The 24,294-nt window shown below is 33.8% G+C and carries 21 protein-coding genes; 4 read left to right on the top strand and 17 right to left on the bottom strand.

Annotated elements, in window-relative coordinates; all coding sequences use genetic code 11:
* Positions 1-14: 14 nt before the first annotated feature.
* Together RM542_RS00500 and RM542_RS00495 are read right to left on the bottom strand one after the other, a co-directional pair.
* A complete protein-coding gene (locus RM542_RS00500; RefSeq protein WP_311383741.1) occupies positions 15-1,898 on the bottom strand; it encodes a tetratricopeptide repeat-containing sensor histidine kinase in 1,884 nt (627 codons plus the stop codon).
* Positions 1,899-2,086: 188 nt separating this feature from the next.
* A complete protein-coding gene (locus RM542_RS00495; protein ID WP_311383740.1) occupies positions 2,087-4,876 on the bottom strand; it encodes a prolyl oligopeptidase family serine peptidase in 2,790 nt (929 codons plus the stop codon).
* Between the two features lie 123 nt (positions 4,877-4,999).
* Here RM542_RS00495 and RM542_RS00490 point away from each other — a divergent pair, with 123 nt between their 5' ends.
* Together RM542_RS00490 and RM542_RS00485 are read left to right on the top strand one after the other, a co-directional pair.
* Positions 5,000-5,860 (top strand): pseudouridine synthase, encoded by an 861-nt coding sequence (locus tag RM542_RS00490; RefSeq protein ID WP_311383739.1) that lies wholly within the window; start codon positions 5,000-5,002, stop codon positions 5,858-5,860.
* A gap of 12 nt (positions 5,861-5,872) precedes the next feature.
* Positions 5,873-6,319, top strand: coding sequence for a hypothetical protein (locus RM542_RS00485; RefSeq protein WP_311383738.1), 447 nt, complete (start codon positions 5,873-5,875; stop codon positions 6,317-6,319).
* A 31-nt stretch (positions 6,320-6,350) separates the two neighbouring features.
* Here the strand turns inward: RM542_RS00485 and argH are convergent, their stop codons facing one another.
* From argH to RM542_RS00410, 15 genes are all read right to left on the bottom strand, one after another.
* Complete coding sequence (gene argH / locus RM542_RS00480; RefSeq protein WP_311383737.1) at positions 6,351-7,628, bottom strand: argininosuccinate lyase; 1,278 nt, start codon at positions 7,626-7,628, stop codon at positions 6,351-6,353.
* A 49-nt stretch (positions 7,629-7,677) separates the two neighbouring features.
* Complete coding sequence (locus tag RM542_RS00475) at positions 7,678-8,760, bottom strand: M20/M25/M40 family metallo-hydrolase (protein ID WP_311383736.1); 1,083 nt, start codon at positions 8,758-8,760, stop codon at positions 7,678-7,680.
* Positions 8,757-9,536, bottom strand: coding sequence for an acetylglutamate kinase (gene argB, locus RM542_RS00470; protein ID WP_311383735.1), 780 nt, complete (start codon positions 9,534-9,536; stop codon positions 8,757-8,759). Before argB ends, RM542_RS00475 begins: the two co-directional genes overlap by 4 nt.
* Complete coding sequence (locus tag RM542_RS00465) at positions 9,533-10,471, bottom strand: acetylornithine carbamoyltransferase (RefSeq protein WP_311383734.1); 939 nt, start codon at positions 10,469-10,471, stop codon at positions 9,533-9,535. The genes argB and RM542_RS00465 overlap by 4 nt, the downstream gene beginning before the upstream one ends.
* Complete coding sequence (locus RM542_RS00460; RefSeq protein ID WP_311383733.1) at positions 10,468-11,595, bottom strand: aminotransferase class III-fold pyridoxal phosphate-dependent enzyme; 1,128 nt, start codon at positions 11,593-11,595, stop codon at positions 10,468-10,470. Before RM542_RS00460 ends, RM542_RS00465 begins: the two co-directional genes overlap by 4 nt.
* A gap of 2 nt (positions 11,596-11,597) precedes the next feature.
* Positions 11,598-12,392, bottom strand: coding sequence for a pyrroline-5-carboxylate reductase (gene proC, locus RM542_RS00455; protein WP_311383732.1), 795 nt, complete (start codon positions 12,390-12,392; stop codon positions 11,598-11,600).
* Positions 12,393-12,408: 16 nt separating this feature from the next.
* Positions 12,409-13,383, bottom strand: coding sequence for an N-acetyl-gamma-glutamyl-phosphate reductase (gene argC, locus RM542_RS00450; protein WP_311383731.1), 975 nt, complete (start codon positions 13,381-13,383; stop codon positions 12,409-12,411).
* On the bottom strand, positions 13,376-14,566 hold the full coding sequence (locus RM542_RS00445; RefSeq protein WP_311383730.1) for an argininosuccinate synthase domain-containing protein: 1,191 nt from the start codon (positions 14,564-14,566) through the stop codon (positions 13,376-13,378). The genes argC and RM542_RS00445 overlap by 8 nt, the downstream gene beginning before the upstream one ends.
* Positions 14,563-15,177: a GNAT family N-acetyltransferase gene (locus tag RM542_RS00440; protein WP_311383729.1), complete on the bottom strand. Its 615-nt coding sequence runs from the start codon at positions 15,175-15,177 to the stop codon at positions 14,563-14,565. Before RM542_RS00440 ends, RM542_RS00445 begins: the two co-directional genes overlap by 4 nt.
* Positions 15,178-15,379: 202 nt before the next feature.
* Positions 15,380-16,744 (bottom strand): mannosyltransferase, encoded by a 1,365-nt coding sequence (locus tag RM542_RS00435; protein ID WP_311383728.1) that lies wholly within the window; start codon positions 16,742-16,744, stop codon positions 15,380-15,382.
* Positions 16,745-16,746: 2 nt separating this feature from the next.
* Entirely contained in the window at positions 16,747-18,231 is a 1,485-nt protein-coding gene (locus RM542_RS00430) for a glycosyltransferase family 2 protein (protein ID WP_311383727.1), read from the bottom strand.
* Position 18,232: 1 nt separating this feature from the next.
* Positions 18,233-18,925: a glycosyltransferase family 2 protein gene (locus RM542_RS00425; RefSeq protein WP_311383726.1), complete on the bottom strand. Its 693-nt coding sequence runs from the start codon at positions 18,923-18,925 to the stop codon at positions 18,233-18,235.
* On the bottom strand, positions 18,922-19,353 hold the full coding sequence (locus tag RM542_RS00420; RefSeq protein WP_311383725.1) for a hypothetical protein: 432 nt from the start codon (positions 19,351-19,353) through the stop codon (positions 18,922-18,924). Before RM542_RS00420 ends, RM542_RS00425 begins: the two co-directional genes overlap by 4 nt.
* A 40-nt stretch (positions 19,354-19,393) precedes the next feature.
* Positions 19,394-20,998: a 4Fe-4S dicluster domain-containing protein gene (locus RM542_RS00415; protein WP_311383724.1), complete on the bottom strand. Its 1,605-nt coding sequence runs from the start codon at positions 20,996-20,998 to the stop codon at positions 19,394-19,396.
* Between the two features lie 50 nt (positions 20,999-21,048).
* The gene (locus tag RM542_RS00410; protein WP_311383723.1) at positions 21,049-22,401 is read right to left on the bottom strand and encodes an FAD/NAD(P)-binding oxidoreductase; all 1,353 of its coding nucleotides are present in this window, start codon (positions 22,399-22,401) and stop codon (positions 21,049-21,051) included.
* A 235-nt stretch (positions 22,402-22,636) separates the two neighbouring features.
* Between RM542_RS00410 and RM542_RS00405 the strand changes: the two genes are divergently transcribed.
* Positions 22,637-23,359, top strand: coding sequence for a DUF547 domain-containing protein (locus tag RM542_RS00405; protein WP_311383722.1), 723 nt, complete (start codon positions 22,637-22,639; stop codon positions 23,357-23,359).
* A 24-nt stretch (positions 23,360-23,383) separates the two neighbouring features.
* Positions 23,384-24,250 carry a hypothetical protein gene (locus tag RM542_RS00400; protein ID WP_311383721.1) on the top strand — a complete coding sequence of 289 codons (867 nt, stop codon included), beginning with the start codon at positions 23,384-23,386 and terminating at the stop codon, positions 24,248-24,250.
* The last annotated feature ends 44 nt before the right edge of the window (positions 24,251-24,294 follow it).

Genomic DNA, 24,294 nt, shown 5'->3' with positions numbered 1-24,294 from the left:
TTAGTGCTCTTAATTTATTTAGAAATTAATTCTGACTTGGGAAGTGTGAAGAAAAAACTAGAGCCAATATTCAAAGAACTTTCTACCCAAATCTTTCCTCCATTTAATTCAATTAGCTCTTTACATAATGAAATGCCTAATCCGGTACCTTTTTCTCTATTAGTTCCAACAGTCGAATAGGTTTTATCCGTATTAAAAATTTCATCAATGGTTTTTTTATCCATACCAATACCCGTGTCTTTTATATATATTTCCCAGAAATTGAGTCTATCGGCTGCTCCTATTGAAATTTCTCCGTTTACTTCGGTAAATTTTAAAGCATTGTTTAAAAGGTTTCTTACAACAACATCTAAATGATTCCCATCTGCAAAAGAAACAATATTGGATGAAATATTATTTTGAATAGAGATTGATTTTTTTGAAGCTATTTCTGATAGTAATGAGATATTGTCATCTAAAATATTTTGTACAATGTTGTTCGTTGGATTCGTTGTTAGTCCATTAATTTGTGTTTGTCCCCAATGCAATAGATTATCAAGTGTAAATGCTATGCTGTCAATATATGTTTTGAGTTTAGGAACAAAGGCTATAAATTCTTTTTTGCTTATGGAGCCTTTCAAATGGAGTTTAATAAGTTCTTGAAAAGAAATTATAGGCCCCCGTAAATCATGACCTACAATTGAAAATAATTTATTTTTTGTCAAGTTAGTATAACGCAGTTGTTTTTCACTCTGTTTGAGATTAGCTTGTTGAATCATTAATTTTTGATTTAATGATTTATAATTTTTCTCATTTCTTTTAACTAAAAAAAGGACGGTTAGTAGAAAAATTAGAATACCAATAGATATAAAAACATATGATTTTTGCTTGGCTACTAATTCTTCATTTGCTTCGATAAATTCTTCTTTTTCTTCCTCATATTCCTTTTGCGCTTTAAAAAGCATAAGAGCTTTATTATTTTCTTTGATACTTAAAGAATCTTTTAATGTTTGGTACTTTTCATAATACTGCAAAGCGGTTTCAAATTCCCCATTACTTTTATTTATTAAAAACAACATGCGAGCACTATCTTTAGATCCTTTTGTAAAAGTTAGCTTTTCAGAAAGTTTTCTTGCTTTGTTGGCATACTTAAAAGAGAGCTCATTTTTATTAAGACCTAAAAGTGCCTCAGACATTCCGAGTAACATTCTTATTTGGTAGTATTCATCATCTAATTCTTTATAAATAGCCTCACTCTTTTGGTACCAGAGAACGGCAGTTTCAAATTCATTCTTTTTTAGAAATAACTTTCCTTTTATTTCATAGGCATACGCAAGCCAATCAAGAATTGCATTTTCTTTAAATATTTTTAGGGAGTAATCTAGGTTTTTTAGTGCTATATCAAATTTCTTTATATCGATATTAAGGTGTGCTATGTTACAGTTAGTTTTTGCCAAGGCAATTGGCTTGCCGAGTTTTACTCTAATAATTTTGGCTTTAGTGTAGTAATTAAGAGCCATATCATAGTCATTTAATTGTAAATAAAGAGAGGCTATGTTAGCATTGAAATTGGCAAGAGATGTAAAGTTTTTTAAAGATTCGGCTCTTTCTTTTCCTTCTAAATAAGTTTTTAGTGCTAGAGTGAAATTACCCTTGAACTCATATTCGTATGCAATTGCATCTATAGTAGTTAACTCTAATTCATATTCAGCATGTTCTTTCGCCTGGTTATTTGAAATTGAGAAATTTTTTAGTGCCAGCTCATGCTTACCTTTTTTCGAAAAAAAAGTCCCTAAGTTGAAATAACACTTGGCTTTTCCAATTTTAAAATCTATGGACTCACTTAAGCCTAGAGCTTCATTAGTTAGTAAATAAAGGGTGTCTAAATTATAATATCTATTTTCAAATGCTAAGTCCAATAGGGTATTAATATAAAGTGTGTCTTTTTGGAAATTAGGTAATGTTTTCTTTAAATTTTCAACTTGTTGTTTTATACTATCACGTTTAGTAATTTGAGAAGATAAACTAGTAAGAATGAAGCAAAAGATAAAAAAGGAGATACGAAATCTGATTTTCAAAATTTAGAACTTTTGTGTTTGATAAAAATTTATTTTTCAATCAATTGGTAGCCTTGTTTAATCCCTTTTTCAATTGGTGGCACACCGCGTTCCATCCACATTGGTTTAGGTTTTCCTTTTAAATAATGGTCAAAAAATTGTGCCATTCGAATACTAAAATCAGTTCGATTTTGATACTTCAATGGCCAGTGTGGTTCTCCGTTGTAATTTAAAAACCATGAAGGTTTGCCTAATCTACGTAGACTTACAAAAAATTCAATGCCTTGATACCATGGAACATGACCATCCGCATCGTTATGCATTATCAATAAAGGGGTGTTGATTTTATCAATATTAAAAATTGGGGAGTTCTCGATATATCGAGCGGGGTATTCCCATGGAGTGCCACCAATTCTGCTCTGAGTGTGTTCATATTGAAATTGTCTACTTAAACCAGTCCACCATCTAATACCGCCATAAGCACTAATCATATTAGGAACAGGCGCCCCAGACTCAGCAGCCTTAAAAATATCGGTTTTGGTAACTAAATATGCAATTTGGTAACCGCCCCAACTATGACCTTGTACACCAATATTATCCTTATCAATAAATCCTTTTTCAATTAATGAAGTTACACCAGGGATAACACAGTTATATGCACTTTCTCCCGGATATCCAATTCGATATTCTACATCGGGATTAAAAATCACATAACCTCGACTTGTAAAAAAACTATAATTAATAGTAGAACGCTCAGGTTTTGGATACCTATGCCTATGAATTCCATCTGAGCTTCGTTCATAAAAATTGACTAGTAGAGGATATTTTTTAGTTGGGTCAAAATCTTCCGGTTTAACCAACATCCCCGATAACACTTTCCCGTCTAACGAAGTCCAATTAACCAATTCAATGGTACCCCAATTATAGGATGATTGTTGTGGGTTCGCTTCGCTAAGTTTTATATCTTTTTTAAAATTTAAGTCCGTTAAGCGTATATCAGGAAAAGTCTCAAAAGATTCTTTTGAATAAATTACGGTATTACTCAATTTTGATTTTTGAAAATTGGAATAACGATAAGGACCTTCAATGAGTTGTTTTATAGAATTATTCTTTGGATTGAATTCTGCATACCCAGCATTTTTAGTGGTTTCATTAAAGGTTCTTAAAATCCACTTTTCATTAATATTTAAGTAGTGTTTTTCTTTATCCAATTCTTCATAGCGATATACAGTTTTGGTTGCTCTGCCATTAGTTAATCGAACAGATTTTTTTGTGTCAGGATTGAATTTCCAAATATCATATCTATCATAAATGACTATTTCTTTATCATATTTTGTCCAGCCTGCAAGACCGTAGGCTCTAGGAAAAATAGGTGAGTCATTACGTTCATCATAAAAAATGCTACCCTTTGTGAGGCTTGCATAGCTTTTATTATTAAGATTATAGGCGAACCATGTACTATCTGCACGATTGTAACCATATCCATAATTTGTTTTTGGACTCAATCTCATTCTGGGTATTTGCTTCAACTCTAAATGAGTTTGTCCTGTTTCTGTATTGATAACTTTGTAGTCATAAGCTCTACGTCCTGTCCATTGACTTGGTAGTTCGTAAGGTATACTTGTATTTACAAGCGCAAATTTACCATTACCCTCATCACCTAATTCCGTATTCATAAAGGCAGAACTCGCCAATTGAACTATTTTATTATTTTTTAAATGATAAGCCGATGTAAATGATTGAATACTATCATTTTTAAGTTGTAATTCTTGAACAGTGTATAATTTAGGTTCATTATAGGTCCATACTTCTACATTTACAATTTCTTCTGCCAACAGGGAAGTATCTTTTTCAATTGGAGGTTTAGCAAGGCCAAAAAATAATGTTGACTCATCTTTTGAAAAATGAACCTCGCCATATTTTGAAACAACGTATCCGCTTGGTGTGGTTGCATTATCTGCTATTTTCATAGCTGTTTTTTGACCTTCTTTCCATAAATAAAGTTCGTTAGGTCTTAATTGAATTTTGGAAGTATCAGTATCTACAACAAATCCCAAATTCTTACCAGATTCACTGAAGTTCATCTTAAAGTATTTAGCTTTAGTTGCTTTATGCAATACAATTTTCGAGTTGGATACTAAATTCATTATAAAAACCCCTGAGGAATCTTTTTTGGTTTCACCTGTTGAAGAATAGGCTAGATATTTTCCTTTTTCGGCAAAAATGTAATCTTTTACAAATTTGATAGTATCTTGAGAATTGTTTTTTAGATTTCTAAGAACTAAATGATACCCATTGTCTTTTCCAACTTTTTTAAGTTTTTCTTTTTTCTTTTCTTTTGTTTTAGTTGAATCTTTTTCTTCTAAGGTTTTCTCTTTTTTAATGTCTTCTAATTGATATGCTACAAAACCGGACCATTTTTTCGGAACTTTATATGATTTTATATTCCCAATTTTAGAAAGGAATTGTGTCTTTAAATTGAAAATTGCCAAAGAATCTTTCGGGAGGTTTTTCTTTTTAACTTTACGCTTTTTCATGGCAATAACACTGTCTTTCCAAGCATTTATATTAAAAATTGCGTATTTTGAATTATAAGTAAATTGACCTTTATCGGCTCTATCATATTCTAAAATAAAGTTGCCATTTGAATCTTGTATTTTTAAAAAGTTGTCTTTTTCACCACGTTCAATACTGTAAATTACATGCGAACCATCAGGTGATATTGTGGCGTCTTGAACTGTACTCCAGATTTTATAATCCGCATGATCTAAAACCTTTTTTTGAGCTAATATAGTTGTCCCGAATAGTGCGAGAAGTAGAAATAAAATTTTACGATTCATTTTGGTTGAATTAGTTACTATAAATATAAGTGTTAATTGCATGTTATATTAGGTGTTTATAATTCTCATTTTCGTTAGAAAGAGCATTTCTAAAAGCCTACCTTTGTCAAAAATTAATGACTGATGGCGAAATCAGACTATAAGGGTAAGCGCAAACCCAATTCAGATAGCAATAAAAACCGACCAACTGGTGGGTTTAGAAAAAAGAAAGACTTCTCAAGAAGTACACCTCCTAAAAAGCGAAAAGCACCACCAAAAACAAATACCAATCCTGATGCCATTAGGTTAAACAAATACATTGCAAATGCAGGTGTTTGCTCTCGTCGCGAGGCCGATACGTATATTGCGGCCGGCAGTGTCACTGTAAACGGTAAGGTGGTATCTGAAATGGGCTATAAAGTAAAGTTGACTGATGATGTTCGCTATGATGGACAGCGACTAAACCCTGAGAAAAAAGAGTATATTTTATTAAATAAACCTAAAGGGTTTATTACCACAACAAATGACGAAAAAGGCAGAAGAACAGTAATGGAATTAATTTCTAGTTCATCTAATAATCGATTATTTCCTGTGGGCAGGTTAGATAGAAATACAACGGGTCTTTTAATGTTTACGAATGATGGAGATATCACCAAGAAATTGACCCATCCGAAATTCGGAGTTCGTAAAATTTATCATGTTGTACTCGACAAAAATGTTACTCTAGCGGATTTGAAAAAAATTCAAGCTGGTCTTGAATTGGAAGATGGACCAGTTCAAGTAGATGAGGTTTCCTACATTAGTGGCACTACCAAAAAAGAAATTGGAATTGAAATTCATTCAGGTCGTAACAGAATCGTAAGGCGCATTTTTGAACATCTAGAATATAAAGTAGTGAAGCTGGACCGAGTAGTTTTTGCTGGATTAACCAAAAAAGATTTGCCTCGTGGTCATTGGAGAAACCTTACGGCTCAAGAAGTAATTAATTTGGGGATGATAAAATAGTAAGTAAATGAAATGCCAGAAGGCGCATTTCTCCGTGTCGCTAGTTTTTTACTACTTTTTTGTGCAATGTCTCTTTCACAGAATGATGCGACCTTAATTATTAATATTTACGATACTTATCTCGTTTTTGATTATACTACTTTCTTTATAATTTTTGCACAGTGGTTTGGCTTAATTGGATTAGGCTATTGGATACTAGCCAGAATTAATATTAAAATGATTTCAAGCCTTCAATTGGCACATTTTATAGGTTCATTAATCTTATTGATTCCACTTTGTTTTCCAAAATATTTTAGAATAGAAGATAAAGACTTTCCTTATTTAGGAGCTAGTGACAAAATATATCACCAATATGATGAATCTGCCATTTTCCTTTTGGCTTTCCTATTATTTATAGCGGTGCAACTTGTTTATTTTTTGAATATTTTACTATCAACATTGAGGAGAAACAAATATTGAAATTCTTTTGCTATCTAAAGCGTAGTTAGTACTACAGGTTTTTCATTTTTGCTTTAATCATATCTAAACACAAATTTCCTAAACTGCCTTCATGAGAATGGTCTATATCCTTTTTAGGTTTAAAATTTCCATTTTCAATGGCTTTGCCCATGGTTTTATAGGCATCTCGAAAGGGTATGCCAGTTTTTACCATTTCATTTAAAGTATCAACACTGAATAGATAATCATATTTAGGATCTTCGAGAATGTCTTTTTTAACTTTAACTTCATTTAGACTAAAAGTCATAAGCTCTATACAAGCTTTCATGTCTTGCAATGCAGGAACTATAATTTCTTTTACCAACTGTAAATCACGATGATAACCGCTCGGTAAATTATTGGTAATTAATGTAAGTTGGTTAGGAATAGCCTGAATTTTATTGCATTTGGCGCGAATTAATTCAAACACATCTGGATTCTTTTTATGAGGCATAATACTGCTACCAGTAGTTAACTCATCTGGAAAGGAAATGAAATCAAAATTCTGACTCATATAAAGCGTAATATCCATAGCCAATTTGGACAAGGTTCCAGCAATACTAGAGATGCCAAAGGCAGTAGCTTTTTCCACCTTTCCTCTGCCCATTTGGGCAGCAACGACATTATATTTCATAGTATTAAAACCCATGTCTTTTGTTGTAAAACTTCTATCAATTGGAAACGAGCTACCATAACCTGCTACGCTTCCTAGCGGATTTTGATCAGCAATTTTATATGCCGCTTGCACAAAAAACAGATCGTCAATTAAACTTTCTGCATAAGCCGAAAACCATAGTCCAAATGAAGATGGCATAGCAATTTGTAAGTGAGTATAACCTGGAAGCAAGACTTTTTGATGCTTTTCTGCAAGAAGAAGGAGTTTATTGAAAAGGAGTTTTACTTGAGATTTAATCTCAGTTAGTTCTTCTTTTAAATACAAATGCATCGCCACTAAAACTTGATCGTTTCTTGATCTAGCTGTATGAATCTTTTTACCGGTATCACCAAGCTTTTCAATTAATAGGAATTCAATTTTGGAATGCATGTCTTCAAAAGTCTCTTCAATAGTGAAGTCTCCTTTTTCAATTGACTTAGCAATGGCATCTAATTCACTTATCAAAGCCTTGGATTCTACCTCAGTTATCAAACCAACTTTGCCTAGCATTTTAGCATGTGTCTTTGAAGCTATTACATCATATTTAGCTAAAACTAAATCAAGTTCACGGTCGTTGCCGACAGTGAAATAGTCTATTTTCTTATCGGTATTAAAACCTTTGTCCCAGAGTTTCATAGTTCAATTATCAGTTAGCGATGGACTATAACTAATGGTCCATTATTTATTAATTATTGGTCGATGTTAAGAATCCTTCAAGAATATCAATGTACAAACCTACCCCTTCTTCTACTTCTCTTACATAAATAAATTCATCTGCAGAATGCGAGCGAGGACTATAACCTGGTCCCAATTTTAAGGATTGGCAACTCAATTTTGCTTGGTCAGATAATGTTGGCGAACCGTAGGTTTCCCTACCTAGCGCGATGCCAGATTGTACCAGAGGATGGTCAAGTGAAATTGAAGAACTGTCTTTGTTCAAAGATCGAGGGGTTAATTGACAAGGTGCTTCTTTTTGAAGAATGTCATTAATTTCTCCATTGGAATAGCAATCATTTACCCTTGTATCAATGACCAAATCAACATGCGCAGGTACAACGTTGTGTTGACTGCCGGCGTTTAGTTGTGTAACGGTAATTTTAACTGGCCCCAATACTTCTGACACTTTTTCGAATTCATAGTTTTTGAACCAATCCAAAATTGCTGCTGTCTTGTAAATAGCACTGTCATCATTTGGATGTGCTGCATGTGAAGGAGTACCAAGAATTTTCCCGTCATATACTATTAATCCTTTTTCAGCAATGGCAAGTTGCATTTCTGTTGGTTCGCCTACAATAGCGACATCAATTTCTGGAAGAATAGGCAACAGGGCTGATAGGCTCTTCGCACCGGCATCTTCTTCTTCACCGGTTGCAGCCATGATAATATTATGACTGAGGTCTTCTCGCTCATAAAAGTGAACAAACGTTGCTAATAATGAACATAAACAACCTCCGGCATCATTGCTTCCTAAACCATATAGCTTTCCATCCTTTATATGAGCATCAAACGGGTCATTGGTATAAGCGGAATTTGGTTCAACTGTATCATGGTGGGAGTTCAATAATAGGTTCGGTTTGCTTTCATCATAATATTTGTTGTACGCATAAATATTGTTGTACTGTCTTTTGGTCTCTACTCCAAACTTCTTCAACCAAGCTTCAATAGCATTACCGGTTTTCTCTTCTTCTTCTGAAAGAGAAGGAATTGCAATTAGTTGTTTCAATAAATCCAAAGCTTCTTGTGCTAGTGTGTCTTTATCAATCGTCATAAAACTAGTGTTGTGTAATTGGTATTTTCTTTCTCAAATAGGCCTAAATTACCTATTCTTACTTCTTTTACTCCATTTTTAAGGGCGTGAAAACAATTCTGCATTTTAGGAAGCATGCCATTTGCAATACTGCCTTCAGATATTAAACTTTCATAAGAATTTGAATCAATTTTTTTAATGACTGAGTTTTTATCCTGAAAATTTTGAAGGACTCCATTTAGTTCAAAACAATAATAGAGCGTAGTTTCAAAGGTTGTGCTCATCCCAATCGCTAATTCTGAGGCAATGGTATCCGCATTAGTATTTAATAATTGTCCCTTTTGGTCATGAGTTAAAGCACAGAAAACTGGCGAAAGCTCAAGTTTCAAAAGATTACTTATGAGATTTGTATTTACACCGTCTACATCACCTGCAAAGCCGTAATCAATATCAGTTACAGGTCTTTTATGAGCATGAATGGAATTGCCGTCAGCCCCACTCATTCCAATGGCATTGCATTGTAAAGATTGTAGCTTAGAAACAATTTTTTTGTTGGTTAATCCACCATAAACCATAACGGCAACATTTAAACTTTCAGCATCGGTTATTCTTCTGCCATTTACCATTTTAGTAGCAATGCCCATTTTTTCTAAAACTTGGTTGGCTTTTTTTCCCCCTCCATGAACTAAGATTTTAGGCCGATCAATTTTTGAGAATAAGTCTAAGAACTTAAAAAGTTCAGACTCATTTTCAATGATGTTACCACCTATTTTTATTATGGATAATTGCTGTTTCACAGTTTTTCTAAAATTCTCTTTAATACTAATTGTACCGAATAGGTTCTGTTATTTGCTTGTTCAATTACTAAACTTTGATTGCTATCTAAAACAGCATCTTCGACCACCACGTTTCTTCTGACTGGCAAACAATGCATGAATTTGGCATTACCCAATTTTTCTTTTGTCATCATCCATTTTTTATCTTGAGATAATATTTCACCGTAATCTGAGTAGCTACTCCAATTCTTTACATATACAAAGTTCGCATTTTCTAAAGCCTTTTCTTGGTCGTGAACAATTGTACATCCTTTTGTGATTTTAGGATTCAACTCGTATCCCTCAGGATGTGTAATCACAAACTCTGCATCTTGTAATTTCATCATCTCCACAAAAGAATTAGCAACAGCATGGGGCAGTGCTTTCGGGTGTGGTGCCCACGAAAGAACTACTTTAGGTTTTTCTTTAGTCTTGTTTTCTTCTAATGTAATTGCATCAGCCAAGGCTTGTAAAGGATGGGTCACAGAGCTTTCCATATTAACCACGGGAATACTAGCGTAGTTTCGAAATCCGTTCAATACGAGTTCTGCCTCGTCTTTTTCCTTATCGATTAAACCAGCGAATGCTCTAATAGCAACAATATCAGCAAACTGGGAAACTACCTGAGCAGCTTCTTTAATATGCTCAGATTTGCCTTGATCCATGATAGTTCCGTCTTCAAATTCTAATTGCCAACCTTCACTACCAAAATTCATTACCATAACTTGCATGCCTAAATTCATTGCTGCTTTTTGAGTGCTTAAACGAGTTCGTAGACTATTGTTGAAAAATAATAGGCAAACTGTTTTTTGGTTACCTATTGTTTTCAATTGGTGTGGATTTTCTTTTATAGCAATAGCTTCTTTTACAGCTTCCTGTAAATTTTCTAAGTCGTTAATAGATAGGTAGTGTTTCATTTTAGTTCTGCTTTAAGAGCATCAAAGAAAACATCAATATGATTCTTTGTGATATTTAATGCCGGTAGAAATCTTAATAGTTTTTTATTGGCTGAACCACCGGTAAAAACATGTTGCTTGTAAATGAGTTTTTTGCGTAAATCTGCAACTTCAAAATCAAATTCTAAACCTAACATTAATCCCCTGCCTTTGACCTTTTTAATCGCCATAATTTCTTTTGTCTTTCCATAGAAATAACAACCTAATTCGTTGGCATTTTCAATAAGATTTTCATTTTCTAAAACTTCTAGTACAGCCATAGTTGCCGCACATGCCAAATGGTTTCCACCAAAGGTTGTTCCAAGCATGCCGTAAGAGGCCTTAAGAGATTGATGAATTAATATTCCACCAACTGGAAAGCCATTACCCATACCTTTGGCAATGGATATGATGTCTGGTTTTATACCGTGATGTTGAAACCCAAAAAACTTACCACTTCGGCCAAAACCAGATTGTACTTCATCGGCAATAACTAAGACATTATTTTCTTTACATTTTGCCTCAATAAATTGATAGAATTTTGAACTTGGTTCATCTAAACCGCCAACTCCCTGAATAGCTTCTAGAATTACGGCGCAATACTCCCCGGTCTTTAAAGCGGCTTCCAAACCATCAAAATCTTCAAAAGCTAGAAATGTAACTTTTTGTTGCAGATTTATAGGAGCATTAATTTTTATATTATCCGTGGTGGCTACTGCTGCTGAGGTTCTACCATGAAAAGCGTTGTTAAAAGCAATTACTTTTGATTTCCCAGTTTGGAATGATGCCATTTTTAAGGCATTCTCATTTGCTTCTGCTCCTGAATTGCATAGAAATAAGTTATAGTCATCGCAATCAGAAAGTACACCTAGTTTGTTTGCTAGCTCAGCTTGTAAAGGATTTTGAATTGAATTGCTATAAAAACCAATATTATCTAACTGATTCTTTAACCGGTTAACATAATGAGGGTGTGAATGTCCTATAGAAATTACTGCATGCCCGCCATAAAAGTCTAAATATTTTTCTCCCTTATCATCAATGACCTCAACGCCTTTTGCTGAAACTGGAGTTACATTATAAAGCGGATATACATCAAATAGTTTCATAATTATCCTTTTCTTATATCACTTATTTTTTCAAATGAGGTAACAATACCTCTTATTAATGAGGAGCTTAGACCCTGATGTTCCATTTCGTTTAAACCAGAAATAGTACAACCTTTAGGTGTAGTCACACGGTCTATCTCTTCTTCAGGATGATTACCCGACTCAATTAATAGGCTTGCCGCACCATTACAAGTATGCATAGCTAGTTCTTGTGCTTCTTTTGCATCAAAACCTAGTTGAATTGCCCCTTGGGTAGTAGCACGTATTAAACGCATCCAAAATGCAATACCGCTAGCGCAAATAACTGTCGCTGCTTGCATTTGTTCTTCAGGAATTTCTATAGAATGCCCCATTCTGTTAAAAATTGCTTTAGCTAAATCAATTCGTTTTTTACCCAAATCATTACTACAAATACAAGTCATTGACTTACCAACAGAAATTGCTGTATTGGGCATACTTCTAATGATATATTTATCAGTTCCAATTACGGTTTCAATTTTTTGAATTCCGAAACCTGTTATGGTACTAATTAGAACATGTTTTTCACTCAATAAATCTTTAACATCATTAAGAATAGCTTCAAAATGACCAGGTTGAACAGCAAAAATTAGAATATCCGAATTTTTCACAGCTTCCGCATTATCAGTCGTAACGGTTACATTTCCATACTTTTCAAATGTTGAAATTTCTGCCGTATTTCTTTTGGTAAGGTACATTGATGTTGCCCCATTGCTGTGTAAAATTCCTTTTGCAATTGCTAATCCTAAATTACCAGCTCCTATTATCGCTATTTTCATTGTTCTGCTTTTCTTTTTAAAAAACCCCTGCTTTTAATTGTAACCCTTCACCCTCATTTAATCTAAATATCAAATTCATATTCTGTACAGCTTGCCCTGATGCTCCTTTTAATAAGTTGTCTATTGCAGAAGTAACCAGTAATAAATTTTCATGCTTGTGTAAATGAATATGACAATTATTCGTATTAACGACCTGTTTTAGGTGAATAGGTTCATGAGAAATATGAGTGAATACAGCATTCTCGTAATATTTTTGATATAGTGCTTTGGCTTCTTTTATACTTCCTTGAAATTCGGTGTATGCAGTGGCCAGTATACCTCTTGGAAAATTACCTCTGTTTGGTAGAAAATTTAATCTTCCTATTTCATTGTCAAAAGCTGTTAGACTTTCGTTAATTTCACTTAAATGCTGATGTGTAAAAGGCTTGTACCAACTTACATTGTTGTTTCGCCAACTGAAATGGGTGGTATCAGATGGTTTTATTCCTGCACCTGTACTACCTGTTACTGCATTAACATGAATATCGTTGTGTAAGAGCCCTTTCTTTGCTAATGGTAATAAAGCCAACTCAATTGCCGTCGCAAAACAACCAGGATTAGCAATGTATTGCGCATCGGAAATAGAATTTTTGAATAATTCTGGTAGGCCATAAATAAACTGTTTTTCTTCAAAGTTAGAATCTGCTTTTAGTCTAAAATCATTACTTAAATCTATAATCTTCGTTGTATTTGAAAACGAATTTTCTGCTAAAAATTTAGAAGAATTTCCGTGTCCAAGGCAAAGGAAAACCACTTCAACTTTTAAATTTACTTTTCCTGTGAATTCTAGTTCTGTTTGCCCTAATAAATCTGGATGGGCTGATGATAATTTTTTTCCGACTCTTGTAGTACTAAAGACAAAGTCAATTTCGACTTGAGAATGATTTATCAAAAGTCTTATAAGCTCTCCGCCTGTATATCCAGAGCCACCAATAATACCTGCTTTAATCATGATTTTGATTTACATGGTTAGCGATTTTACCTGGGTTGGATAGAATCTTTATGAACCCTTTGGCCTCATCAGCTGACCAACCTTTATTCATTTCTCCATAACTACCAAAAGACGCATTCATTAAATCATGAGGTGATGTAATTCCATCCAATCTAAACTGAAAAGGATATAAACTCACAAAAACATCTCCAGAAACATTTTTTTGGGTATCCGTCAAAAAGGCTTCAATATTTCTCATTACCTCATCTAAATAATTACCCTCATGCAAAAGCATTCCGTAAAAATTGCCTTGCTGTTCTTTTTGATATTGCTGCCATTTGCTCAAAGTGTGTTTTTCCAACAAATGATGGGCTTTGATAATTATTAAAGGAGCGGCGGCTTCAAAACCTACTCTTCCTTTAATTCCGATAATGGTATCTCCCACATGAATATCTCTTCCAATAGCATATTTGGACGCCATAGCTTCCAACTTTTCAATGTTAGAAACAGGACTGTTCTTTTCCCCATTAATGGCAACCAACTCGCCTTTACTAAAAGTTAGTTTTACTTGTGTTGGCTCTTTTTCTTTTAACTGGCTTGGGTAAGCAGCATCTGGTAAGGGTAGATTAGATGTCAATGTTTCATCACCACCGACTGAAGTGCCCCAAAGGCCTTTATTAATAGAATATTTTGCTTTTTCCCAAGAGTAATCTACACCGTTTTCTTTCAAATACGTTATTTCAGATTCTCGAGATAATTTATTGTCCCTAATTGGTGTGATAATCTCAATCTCGGGTGCAAGCGTTTGGAAAATTAGATCAAAACGCACTTGGTCATTTCCTGCGCCAGTACTTCCATGAGCAATATATTTTGCACCAACTTTTTTTGCATGATTGACAATTTCCACAGCTTGAATAATTCGCTCTGCACTAACCGAAAGAGGATAGGTATTATTCCGTAAAACATTACCAAATATCAAAAACTTAACTACTTTATTGTAAAAAATTTGAACTGAATCAATGGATGTATAACTAGAGGCACCAAGAGCAATAGCTTTGTCATTGATGGTTTTTATCTCATCAGATGAGAATCCACCGGTATTTACGCTTACAGCATGAACTTCATATCCTTCTTCTTTTGAAAGATATTTGGCACAATAAGATGTATCTAATCCGCCACTATATGCTAATACTAGTTTTTTCATTTTGTTTTTTTCTTTAGAAACAGGCTTTCTTTTATGCTTTTCAATCTTTGAAACGCTTTACTGTTTAATTTTTCTTTCTCTTTTATTTTAGTTGAAGGGTCATACAACATTCCCGTGCAAAGGCACATGTTTCGTTCGGTTCTAGTCAGGATATCAAAATTTTTACAAGTTTGACATCCCTTCCAAAATTCAGGATCATCTGTGAGTTCAGAGAAGGTTACAGGTTTATAGCCTAATTCATAATTCATTTTCATGACAGGAAGACCTGTTGTAATTCCAAATATTTTGGCTTTTGGAAATTTTTCTCTTGACAACTCAAAAATCCGTTTCTTAATTTTCTTAGCAAGGCCTTGATTGCGAAAATCTGGGTGAACAATTAACCCTGAGTTCGCAACAAAGCCCTTATTTCCCCAAACTTCGATATAACAAAACCCGGCAAATTTGTCGCCTTCTAAGGCAATCACGGCATTCCCATTTTCTAATCTTTTAATAATGTATTCAGGGGTTCTACGCGCAATACCAGTACCGCGAACCTTGGCAGAATCTGTGATGGTATCGCTTATGATTTGTGCGTATTTAAAATGTGATTCGTTAGCAACAATGATTTCCATTGCTATGTTTTTTTAAGTAATAATTTGAATAAATTTTGTGGAACTTGCGGGAATGGACTCACCTATTCCCATAGAAATGATGCACCCTTACGGGCGACGACGGAAAGCGAAGGGACGAACAGGGTTCTGGATACCTGTATCATTAAATATGTAATTTTTATCATTCATTACGGAGTAAATGTACAAATTAAATTGAAAGCGGCTAGTTTAGGTTAAATTTTTTACGAAAGCTTGACATTATGTTACGATTTTTAAAAACTTCGAATCCGAGGTAGCCTAAAACCAAACAATATTCAATGGTTAGCAACCATAAGTTTTCTTTAAAGCCAGGGTTTGTGTATGCATAATAACTTAAAATTACTAATAAACACCAAACTATAGGGAAGCGATAATTAGTTAAAATACCTAAAATCAATAGAAAAATAATATACCATGGATGCACTGTGCTAGATAAAAAATAGTAGCTAGAAAGTAAAATAAGCATGGAATTCATGAGTGTTTTTATGTTCTGATTTTTTCTAAAAAAAGTAAGTAATAACGCCAATGTGATAATCACTTTTGGAATAAGACTGCCATAAGATTTGACTAATTCCCAAGGTTTAGCTTCAAAATACAAAACCCCAATTTTTTTAACCAAATTATAAACAGATGCATTGAACTCGAAATTTGAAAACCAAAGTCCAACCGTTTTAGAATAGTTAGCAATGAATTCTGAGGAATAAAATGGAAGTAAAAAAGCAATACAGGTTATACCAATCAAACTATAGAACAGTGTGCTTTTTTTTAATCCTAAATGTTTTAAAAAGAGCGGCAAAAACAGAATTGGAACTAGCTTTAACAAAATGGAGAAGGCATAAATTGGCGCTGCTTGTTTCCATTTATTCGTGGATATTAAATAAATAGCCCAAACAAAGAAGAAAAGCATGACTCCTTCAAAATGCAAATTACCTGTTAGCTCAATTATTACTAGAGGATTTAAAAAAAACCAGAAAGCAAGATGGTTTGAACGTCCTAAGTTTTGCAATAATTTTCGTCCAAAATATAAGATACCTATATCAGCTAGAATTGTGGTAATTCGCATCACTATCAAAGAACCTAATATACTTCCTCCACTTAAAAAGCTGGAGATTGTAAATATGATTTGATTTAAGGGAGGGTAGTTGCTATAATGCCTAGCACTTAGAGAACCCATACCATCGTAAAGCTGTTGCGCATTGGCAATGGTTAAATCTGATTTTTCAATTAAAGTATTTGGAGTATACAAATATGGATTAATCCCATTTTTGATTAGTTCTCCATCCCAGATAAAACGATAAAAATCTTGTGATAAATTTGGTTCTGCAATAAGGAATACTAATCTAAAAAGAAGACCTGTAACAAGCAGAAATTTAAAATTCCATTTTTCGAACTTGATTAGTTGAAAACAAAAGAAAAATAGTGCTGCAAAAAGGGTGATTAATTTGGTAAAATCATCCCGTTGAAGGTCGTAAGCAAAAACTTTATAAAACATCAAACTTCCCAAAACCAGAAGAATTGAGATTTTGTGTACTTTCCAAAAAGTAAGCATGATTACGCCTTTGCCGTGAGGGACTTAAAAAATACAAAGCCAAAACCTAAGAATAACATTAAATGAAATGGAAACAATCCGTAATCATTTAAAGGTATAGCGCTATACATTCCGAATAGGAAGTAAAGCATTAAACCAAACTCAATAATCATGTTTGGAGATAACTTGGTTGCTAAATATTTGTTGCCTTTCCAACTATCAGTAATGTTGTTAATGTTGAATTTGGGTGTTCTTACGAATTCACTGCGCTTGCCTAAATGCCCTTCCATAACTGCGATAGAGTTGTGCAAAGAAAGCCCTAGAGCAACTGAGAAAAATGTAAAGAAAAGTTTAATGTAATCAATGAATTTATCAAACCCACTACCTTGAATACTTTTGTAGGTATACCAATAACAAAAGAAAAGAATAATGGTACTAACAATAAAGAAACTAGTTACTTCAAACACCCACTCTAAATGTCCATAAGTATTCTTAATATACAACATTGGAATACTTAATAAAGCAACGACAAAAACACATAAAAACATAGAGCTATTCAATAAATGCATTACTCCATGAAATTTGGTCTTAAAATCTATGTTCTTAGATTTTACAACACTTGAAACAGTCTTTCTAAAATTTTCAGCACCACCTTTATTCCAACGAAATTGTTGTGATCTAGCGGCACTCATCACAACAGGAAGCTCTGCCGGAGTCTCAACATCTTCTAAATATTTAAACTTCCAATTTTTTAATTGTGCACGATAACTTAAATCAAGATCCTCGGTTAGTGTATCACCTTCCCAGTTTCCAGCATCAATAATGCATTCTTTTCTCCAAATACCGGCAGTACCATTAAAATTGATAAAATGCCCCTTTGAATTACGACCAACCTGCTCTAAGGTAAAATGAGCATCTAAGGCGAAGGCTTGTATTCTAGTCAAAGAATTAAAATCACGATTAATATGCCCCCATCGCGTTTGAACTACACCAATCTCAGCATCTTTGAAATAAGGAACTGTTTTTTTTAACCAATCACTTTCTGGTAAAAAATCAGCATCAAAAATAGCAACAAATTCTCCTTTAGCTATTTCTAAGCCTTCTTTTAATGCGCCAGCTTTAAAACCTTGACGATTCGTTCTGGTGATATGTTGAATGTCTAAACCTTTTGCTTGTAATTCCTTTACTTGTCTTGCGGTGTCTATAACCGTATCATCAGTAGAATCATCTAAGACTTGAATTTCTAATTTACTAGCAGGATATTCAATTTTAGCAATGTTCTCTAAAAGACGATCCATTACATACTCTTCATTATAAATAGGCAATTGAATAGTGACATGCGGAATTTCGCGTGGGTCTAAAAGATTGAATTTAGGTGCTTCGTCATTTTGTTTTTTATTACTCAAATAATTGACCAATAAATTTAGCTGAGCTAGGCTATAGCAGAATATCAGAATTAATGCGAAACTATAAATAGCGATAATGATGTAAGCAATTGTAAGTCCCATATTATTTAATGCTGTATTTGAATATCCAACCTAATATTTTAACGCCTGCAAATATAGCACCTTTTACGGTACCAGATACTTTTGAGACACCAATTCTTTTCTTGTAACGTACTGGTACTTCGGTATATGCCATTTTTTTTCGCAATGCTTTTAACTGCATTTCAACCGTCCACCCATAAGTCTTGTCTTCCATCTCCAATTTTTTGAGTTTTTCGTATTTAATAGCCCTAAAAGGTCCTAAATCCGTAAAATTTGCCCCAAAGAAAAGTTTCATTAAAAATGTTGCAAGAGCGTTACCAAAAATTTGTGGAAATGTCATGGAGCCTGCTTCACGTAATTCTTTTGTCCTTGAACCAATGACCAAATCCATATTCTGATTTATAATTGGAGCTACTACCTTATCTAACTCTTCTGGATAATCTGAATAGTCTCCATCAATAAATACGACAATATCCGGTAGTTTGGACTGTTTGTCGATATAAGCCATACCTTTTAGACAAGCATAGCCATAACCTTTTCTATTTTCAGTAAGCACTGTAGCACCTGCATTTTCAGCATTTAAGACAGTGTTATCTGATGAATTATTATTAACAACAATAATCTCGTTAACTGAGCTTGGGATTTCGTTAATCACATGAACGATGGAATCGGCTTCATTAAACGCGGGAATGATAACTTTAATAATCGGACTCATTTGAGATCAGAAAGTTTGTTTTCTTTTTTAAAGCTGCCAAAGCTAAACCATTCTTTTATCTTCTTTCCGTTTTTATATTTTTCAGCAGATTTGAGTTCTTGGTCGGTATATTTTAGACAATAGCCATTTTTAACTCCGTCTTTTAATTGACATTTATGGTTAATACTTCCATTTTCATCATAAAAAAGCCACCATTTTACTTTCTTACCTTGATTAAAATGCCCCTCCATTTCTAGTTTTCCGTCTTCAGAATAAAAGTGCCAATAGCCCTTTTCTTCATTCATCTTATAATGCCCTTGTTTTTTTAATGACCCATTAAAATGATAGAATTTCCAAAAATCTTCTTTTGATTTTTCAATAATCCAGCCTTGAGATTTTGTTTTACCATTACTATGATATTGGCGATGATATACCTTAGTTGATGTCATCAAGGCAAATAAAAAAAATAAGCTAACTCGAATAAGCATTTTACTTTTTATTCACTAATGTCATTAAATCAACATCATTACCCAATAAAACCTGGTTGCTATCAATACGACCTTCTAAAGGTCCGTTCTCTAACTTTAAGACTCCACGAGGACAAACAGCAGAACAGATACCACAACCAACGCAACTAGAGCGCACAATATTCTCACCTTTTTGAGCATAGGCACGAACGTCAATTCCCATTTCACAGTAAGTGGAACAGTTGCCACATGAGATACATTGCCCACCATTTGTAGTAATTCTGAATTTTGAAAACAGACGTTGCTGAAATCCAAGAATTGCTGCCATTGGACAGCCAAAGCGACACCAAACACGATTTCCAAAAATAGGGTAGAACCCAGTTCCAATAACCCCAGAAAAAATACTTCCTATTAAAAAGGAATATGATTTACGAAGTGTTTCTGATTTAAAAAGAAAAACGTTGCCTTCTCCGCTGAAAAAGTGCATTCCAATTAGTGCTAAAATGATTACCAAATAGCCTATCGCTCCATATTTAGCATCCTTTTGAAGCTGTTCCCTTTTAAAAATCATAACTAAGGCAAACACAGTAGTTAAAAAAGCTGCGACACTTATTAAAAAAGTACTTTTTGTTAACCAGTATTTACTCGTGTCATTGCCCAAATAAGAATACACAACTGCCGTGGTCATCAGGGTTACAAAAACCACAACACTATGAACGACCCAGCGTTCTATTTTCCATGCCTTGACTGTTTTGTCACTTAACTGTCTAAATGAATCACCAGCAGTTTCTGCCAAACCACCGCAACCGCAAACCCAAGAACAATACCAGCGTTTACCATACTTATAAGTAAGTATAGGGCTTATCACAAAAACCGTAACGATTCCGAAAACCAAAAGACCAAAGCCAATATCTCCTGAACTTAAAAATGCTTTGATTCGGTAACCCTCAAAATTATAATAGTTCAAAGGCCACATATTTTTTAAATCATAATATGGCAAACTACCACCATTTAAAACTGAGCTTCCGTTTAGTCTCGCCATTAGTTCAGGAATAATAAAGGCAAAAGCAGTTTGAAAGAACATAACACTCATGGTTCTTATTCTTTCATAACGATTGTGACGATACTTCCAAAGAAACTTTATTCCAAATGCTAAAATTGCAACAGTATAGAGCGTTCCATATACGAACCACTGACTCGCAGGGTTACCACTTAAAGCTCTACTTAAAGGATCAAAAAGACCAATTACACCTTTATTATCACCTTTAGCTACCAAGCCTAAATATTCAGGATAAAAATATAGTATGATATAAAAACCAGTTAATGCAATGCCAGCAACCCATCCCCAAAAACCTTTACTTGATATGGATTTAAACCAAACGCCGTCATTTTTAATGCCAGGTTCTTTATTTGAATACATATCCCAAGCAAACCAAATAGTACCTGCTGATATAGCGGCTAATGATATGCTAAGCCACAAAGTTTTGTTAGGAAAGTCAACATTAAAAGCTGCGAGTAAGATTATCGCTAATCCAAAGAGTCCAATTAGAGTTGCTACTTTTTGATTTCTGCTTAATGTTGCTGGTGGTTGCCCTGTTAAGGCCATACTTCTATCGTAAGTGCTCATATTTTTAAGGTTCAAAAATCCTGATCATTCTATAAGAGAATGACAATGAATTAATTGGTTAGGTTGAATATTCTTTTAAAGCTTTTCTTTTTAGTTGCTATTGATTTGCTGAATTCGGTATTATATTTAGATACAATCTCTTGTTCATAATGCTTGTAAAATTCTGGATCAAAATTGGCATCAATCAAATGTTCCATGATATAATCTATATCTCTTTCTTCATTTAGCCATTTATCAAAAATTTCATGCCGCATTCGAATCCCAAAAGTATTTATGCCTAAAAATTGTTTAGAATCTTTATGAAAAGACGCCGTAATACAAATTTTTTCAGTCGCATGTCGCCAATGGAATTGCTTTTCGTAATCTTTTTTGCCGCGAGCTCCAAATACCCAGCCATATGTTTGATATTCTATATCAAGAAACTTAGCTGAATTAAACCAATGCCCAGGTTTATATTCTAATTTATTCCCGCAAATGGTTTGGGCAACAGTCTCACCCATCATGCGACCCGTGTACCAAACAGCTTCAATTGGTCGTCTATTTCCAATGGCTTCATGTTGTTCGGCGCAATCTCCAATAGCATACACATCTTTTACATTGGTTTCTAAGTGACGGTTTACTTTGATGCCACGACCCAATTCAATACCAGAATCTTTTAGAAAATCTATGTTCGGAGTTACGCCAGCAGTAAGTCCGACCATGTCGCATAATAGTTCTTCGCCTGTTTCTTGAATGATAATAGATTTGACCCTACCATTTTCATCAGCTTTTATTTCTTTAAGATTAGTGCTTAATCGTAAATCAATATGATGTTCTTTAATATGTTCGTTAATGAGTTGTGATTCACCTTCCGGTAGTACTCCATTCCAAAAACTACTTTCTCTAACTAAAAATGTTACTGGAATATCTCTGCTTCTAAGCATTTCAGCAAGCTCTATTCCAATAAGACCACCACCAACGATAACAGCTCGTTTACAAACCTCCTTGTTAGGAGCATTAACTTCTAAAAGATCTAAGTCTTGTTTGGAATATAGTCCTTGAACACCATGTAAATCTTGCCCTGGCCAACCAAACTTATTAGGTTTTGAACCAGTAGCAATAATCAACTTGTCATATTTTAAAGCTCTTGAACCATCAAGTAATAGTTGTTTGTTTGTAGTATCAACCTTATTTACAAAAGCACGAACGAGTTCGATTTTGTTTTTCTCCCAAAACCAGTTTTCATAAGGTTGTATATGGTCAAATTTCATATGACCCATATATACATACATTAACGCTGTTCTTGAGAAGAAGTAATCAGTTTCGGCTGAAACAATAATAATTCTTTTGTTAGATAGTTTTCGGATATGTCTTGCAGCTGAAATACCTGCAATACCGTTACCGATGATAACAATGTTCTCCATTGGTTTTTTATTAGTTGTCAATTGTGTCGTTTTTAAAGGTATGAACTTAACACAAGAAATTAATTTAGAAAGAATTTAAATACCTCATGATATTGTAAGGTTTATTACCATATTACGAACGGCTAATGTGTTGATATATATAATCTTAAAAAATTCTTAAAAAATTATTGGCTTTGTAGGTTGTTGAAAATAGCTACGACTTATGCCTCAGATTTTAATCAATTAAATAATTGAAATGAAAAATAGAACCACACTAACCTTAGTGCTTCTTTTCTTTTTGGTCGAGTTAAGCAAAGCACAGACGACCTCAGATTTTTTTAAAGAGACTAACATGTTTTTTAATACTCATATTGAAGACGGAAAGGTAGATTACAAAACAATTAAAGAAAACCCCACTAGCCTAAATCAACTAATTAGTTTAGCAAATGATATTTCGGTTTTAAAAGAGGATGCAAAGATTTATCAATCCTTTTGGATTAATGCTTATAATCTTGCTGTTATAAAAGGAATAGTTGATAACTACCCGATTAAATCGCCATTGAATAAAAAGGGCTTTTTTGATGAGATTACTTATCAAATAGGAGGTGAAAATATTACTCTTAATGAAATTGAGCATAAGGTATTACGAGGCAACTTTCCTGATGAAGCGAGATTTCATTTTGTATTAGTTTGCGCCGGATTAGGCTGTCCGCCTATTATTAATAAGGCATATTTGCCCGAAACACTAGACCATCAATTGCAAACACAAACAGAACTTGCATTGAATGACCCCAACTTTATTAGAGTAAAAGGTAAAAAGGTGCAACTATCTCAACTTTTTGAATGGTATAAAGCCGATTTCACTAAAGATGGAAAAAGTCAGATTGATTATGTTAATCAATTTAGAAAGGAAAAAATTGACTCTAAAGCTAAGGTTAGTTACTACGAATATGACTGGGCTTTGAATGAAACCAAATAAAAATAATATTTTAAAATAACTACAATGAAAAATTTAAGAAACCATATTCTATTGGTCGGACTTTTTTTGTCTACTCTGAATATTATTGCACAAGACGACACTAGTGATGGAGGAAGTGTTATTCAAAACCTAACACCATCAAAATTGATTGACCAGGGTCAGTGGGATTTGAAATTATTTAATAATTTATACACTCAAAATGAAAGTACCTTTGCTTCAGATGACGGTATTCGACAAAACTTTTTTACTTCAACTTTAGAGGCCTTTACGGGGGTATCTGAAAGTAAAAGAGTAAATGTGGGAGCGATAGTTGAGTATCGAGCGAATGGCAGGGATTTTATTTTGGAAGATGGCAGTAATGAGCGCAGAACAACCTCTGGGTTAACTTCTATTGCTCCTGCAATTAAGTTTGTTCCATTTAAAAATGTGGGTAATTTTTCTATATTAAGTGCATTTTCAATTCCTCTTGTAAGTAGCGAGAATGACGACAATGGAGTTTTTTTAGATCAAAATGGTTTTACATGGCAGAATAGATTTTTTTATGACTATACTTTCCCTGGAAAGAAATGGCAATTGTTTACCGAATTAAATTCTGAATTAAATTTTGGAGACAAAGAAAAAAGTTTTGCTAATAATAGTTTAAATCTTACTCCTGGAGTATTTTTAAGTTATTTTCCGAGCTCTAAATTCACTGTTTTAGGATTAGCACAACACTCTCAGCGATTAGATTTGGGTAATGATTTTACTCAAAATTTTACCGCTTTAGGAGGAGGAGCTAAATATCAACTAACAAATGAATTAAACCTTGAGATACTCTACACCAACTTTGTTAGAGGAGAAAATACAGGTCTAGGTGAAACTTTTAACATAGGTTTGCGAGCTGTTTTTTAGTCTATAGTAAACAAAACAAGTATTTTAGAAGCCTTAACTTTTAA

The sequence above is a fragment of the Croceitalea sp. P059 genome, from assembly GCF_031846365.1.
Lineage (GTDB): Bacteria > Bacteroidota > Bacteroidia > Flavobacteriales > Flavobacteriaceae > Croceitalea > Croceitalea vernalis.
The sequence above is the reverse complement of the archived record's forward strand: the minus strand, read 5'-3'. Positions and strand labels throughout refer to the sequence as shown.

What these genes read in the sequence shown, in the direction of transcription:
- RM542_RS00430 (WP_311383727.1), bottom strand. Translation starts at nt 18,231, where the DNA reads ATGGGACTTACAATTGCTTACATCATTATCGCTATTTATAGTTTCGCA.
- RM542_RS00460 (WP_311383733.1), bottom strand. Translation starts at nt 11,595, where the DNA reads ATGAAACTATTTGATGTATATCCGCTTTATAATGTAACTCCAGTTTCA.
- RM542_RS00400 (WP_311383721.1), top strand. Translation starts at nt 23,384, where the DNA reads ATGAAAAATTTAAGAAACCATATTCTATTGGTCGGACTTTTTTTGTCT.
- RM542_RS00475 (WP_311383736.1), bottom strand. Translation starts at nt 8,760, where the DNA reads ATGACGATTGATAAAGACACACTAGCACAAGAAGCTTTGGATTTATTG.
- RM542_RS00410 (WP_311383723.1), bottom strand. Translation starts at nt 22,401, where the DNA reads ATGGAGAACATTGTTATCATCGGTAACGGTATTGCAGGTATTTCAGCT.
- RM542_RS00440 (WP_311383729.1), bottom strand. Translation starts at nt 15,177, where the DNA reads ATGGAAATCATTGTTGCTAACGAATCACATTTTAAATACGCACAAATC.
- RM542_RS00445 (WP_311383730.1), bottom strand. Translation starts at nt 14,566, where the DNA reads ATGAAAAAACTAGTATTAGCATATAGTGGCGGATTAGATACATCTTAT.
- RM542_RS00415 (WP_311383724.1), bottom strand. Translation starts at nt 20,998, where the DNA reads ATGAGCACTTACGATAGAAGTATGGCCTTAACAGGGCAACCACCAGCA.
- RM542_RS00435 (WP_311383728.1), bottom strand. Translation starts at nt 16,744, where the DNA reads ATGCTTACTTTTTGGAAAGTACACAAAATCTCAATTCTTCTGGTTTTG.
- RM542_RS00425 (WP_311383726.1), bottom strand. Translation starts at nt 18,925, where the DNA reads ATGAGTCCGATTATTAAAGTTATCATTCCCGCGTTTAATGAAGCCGAT.
- argC (WP_311383731.1), bottom strand. Translation starts at nt 13,383, where the DNA reads ATGATTAAAGCAGGTATTATTGGTGGCTCTGGATATACAGGCGGAGAG.
- proC (WP_311383732.1), bottom strand. Translation starts at nt 12,392, where the DNA reads ATGAAAATAGCGATAATAGGAGCTGGTAATTTAGGATTAGCAATTGCA.
- RM542_RS00405 (WP_311383722.1), top strand. Translation starts at nt 22,637, where the DNA reads ATGAAAAATAGAACCACACTAACCTTAGTGCTTCTTTTCTTTTTGGTC.
- RM542_RS00495 (WP_311383740.1), bottom strand. Translation starts at nt 4,876, where the DNA reads ATGAATCGTAAAATTTTATTTCTACTTCTCGCACTATTCGGGACAACT.
- RM542_RS00485 (WP_311383738.1), top strand. Translation starts at nt 5,873, where the DNA reads ATGCCAGAAGGCGCATTTCTCCGTGTCGCTAGTTTTTTACTACTTTTT.
- argH (WP_311383737.1), bottom strand. Translation starts at nt 7,628, where the DNA reads ATGAAACTCTGGGACAAAGGTTTTAATACCGATAAGAAAATAGACTAT.
- RM542_RS00490 (WP_311383739.1), top strand. Translation starts at nt 5,000, where the DNA reads ATGGCGAAATCAGACTATAAGGGTAAGCGCAAACCCAATTCAGATAGC.
- RM542_RS00420 (WP_311383725.1), bottom strand. Translation starts at nt 19,353, where the DNA reads ATGACATCAACTAAGGTATATCATCGCCAATATCATAGTAATGGTAAA.
- RM542_RS00465 (WP_311383734.1), bottom strand. Translation starts at nt 10,471, where the DNA reads ATGAAACACTACCTATCTATTAACGACTTAGAAAATTTACAGGAAGCT.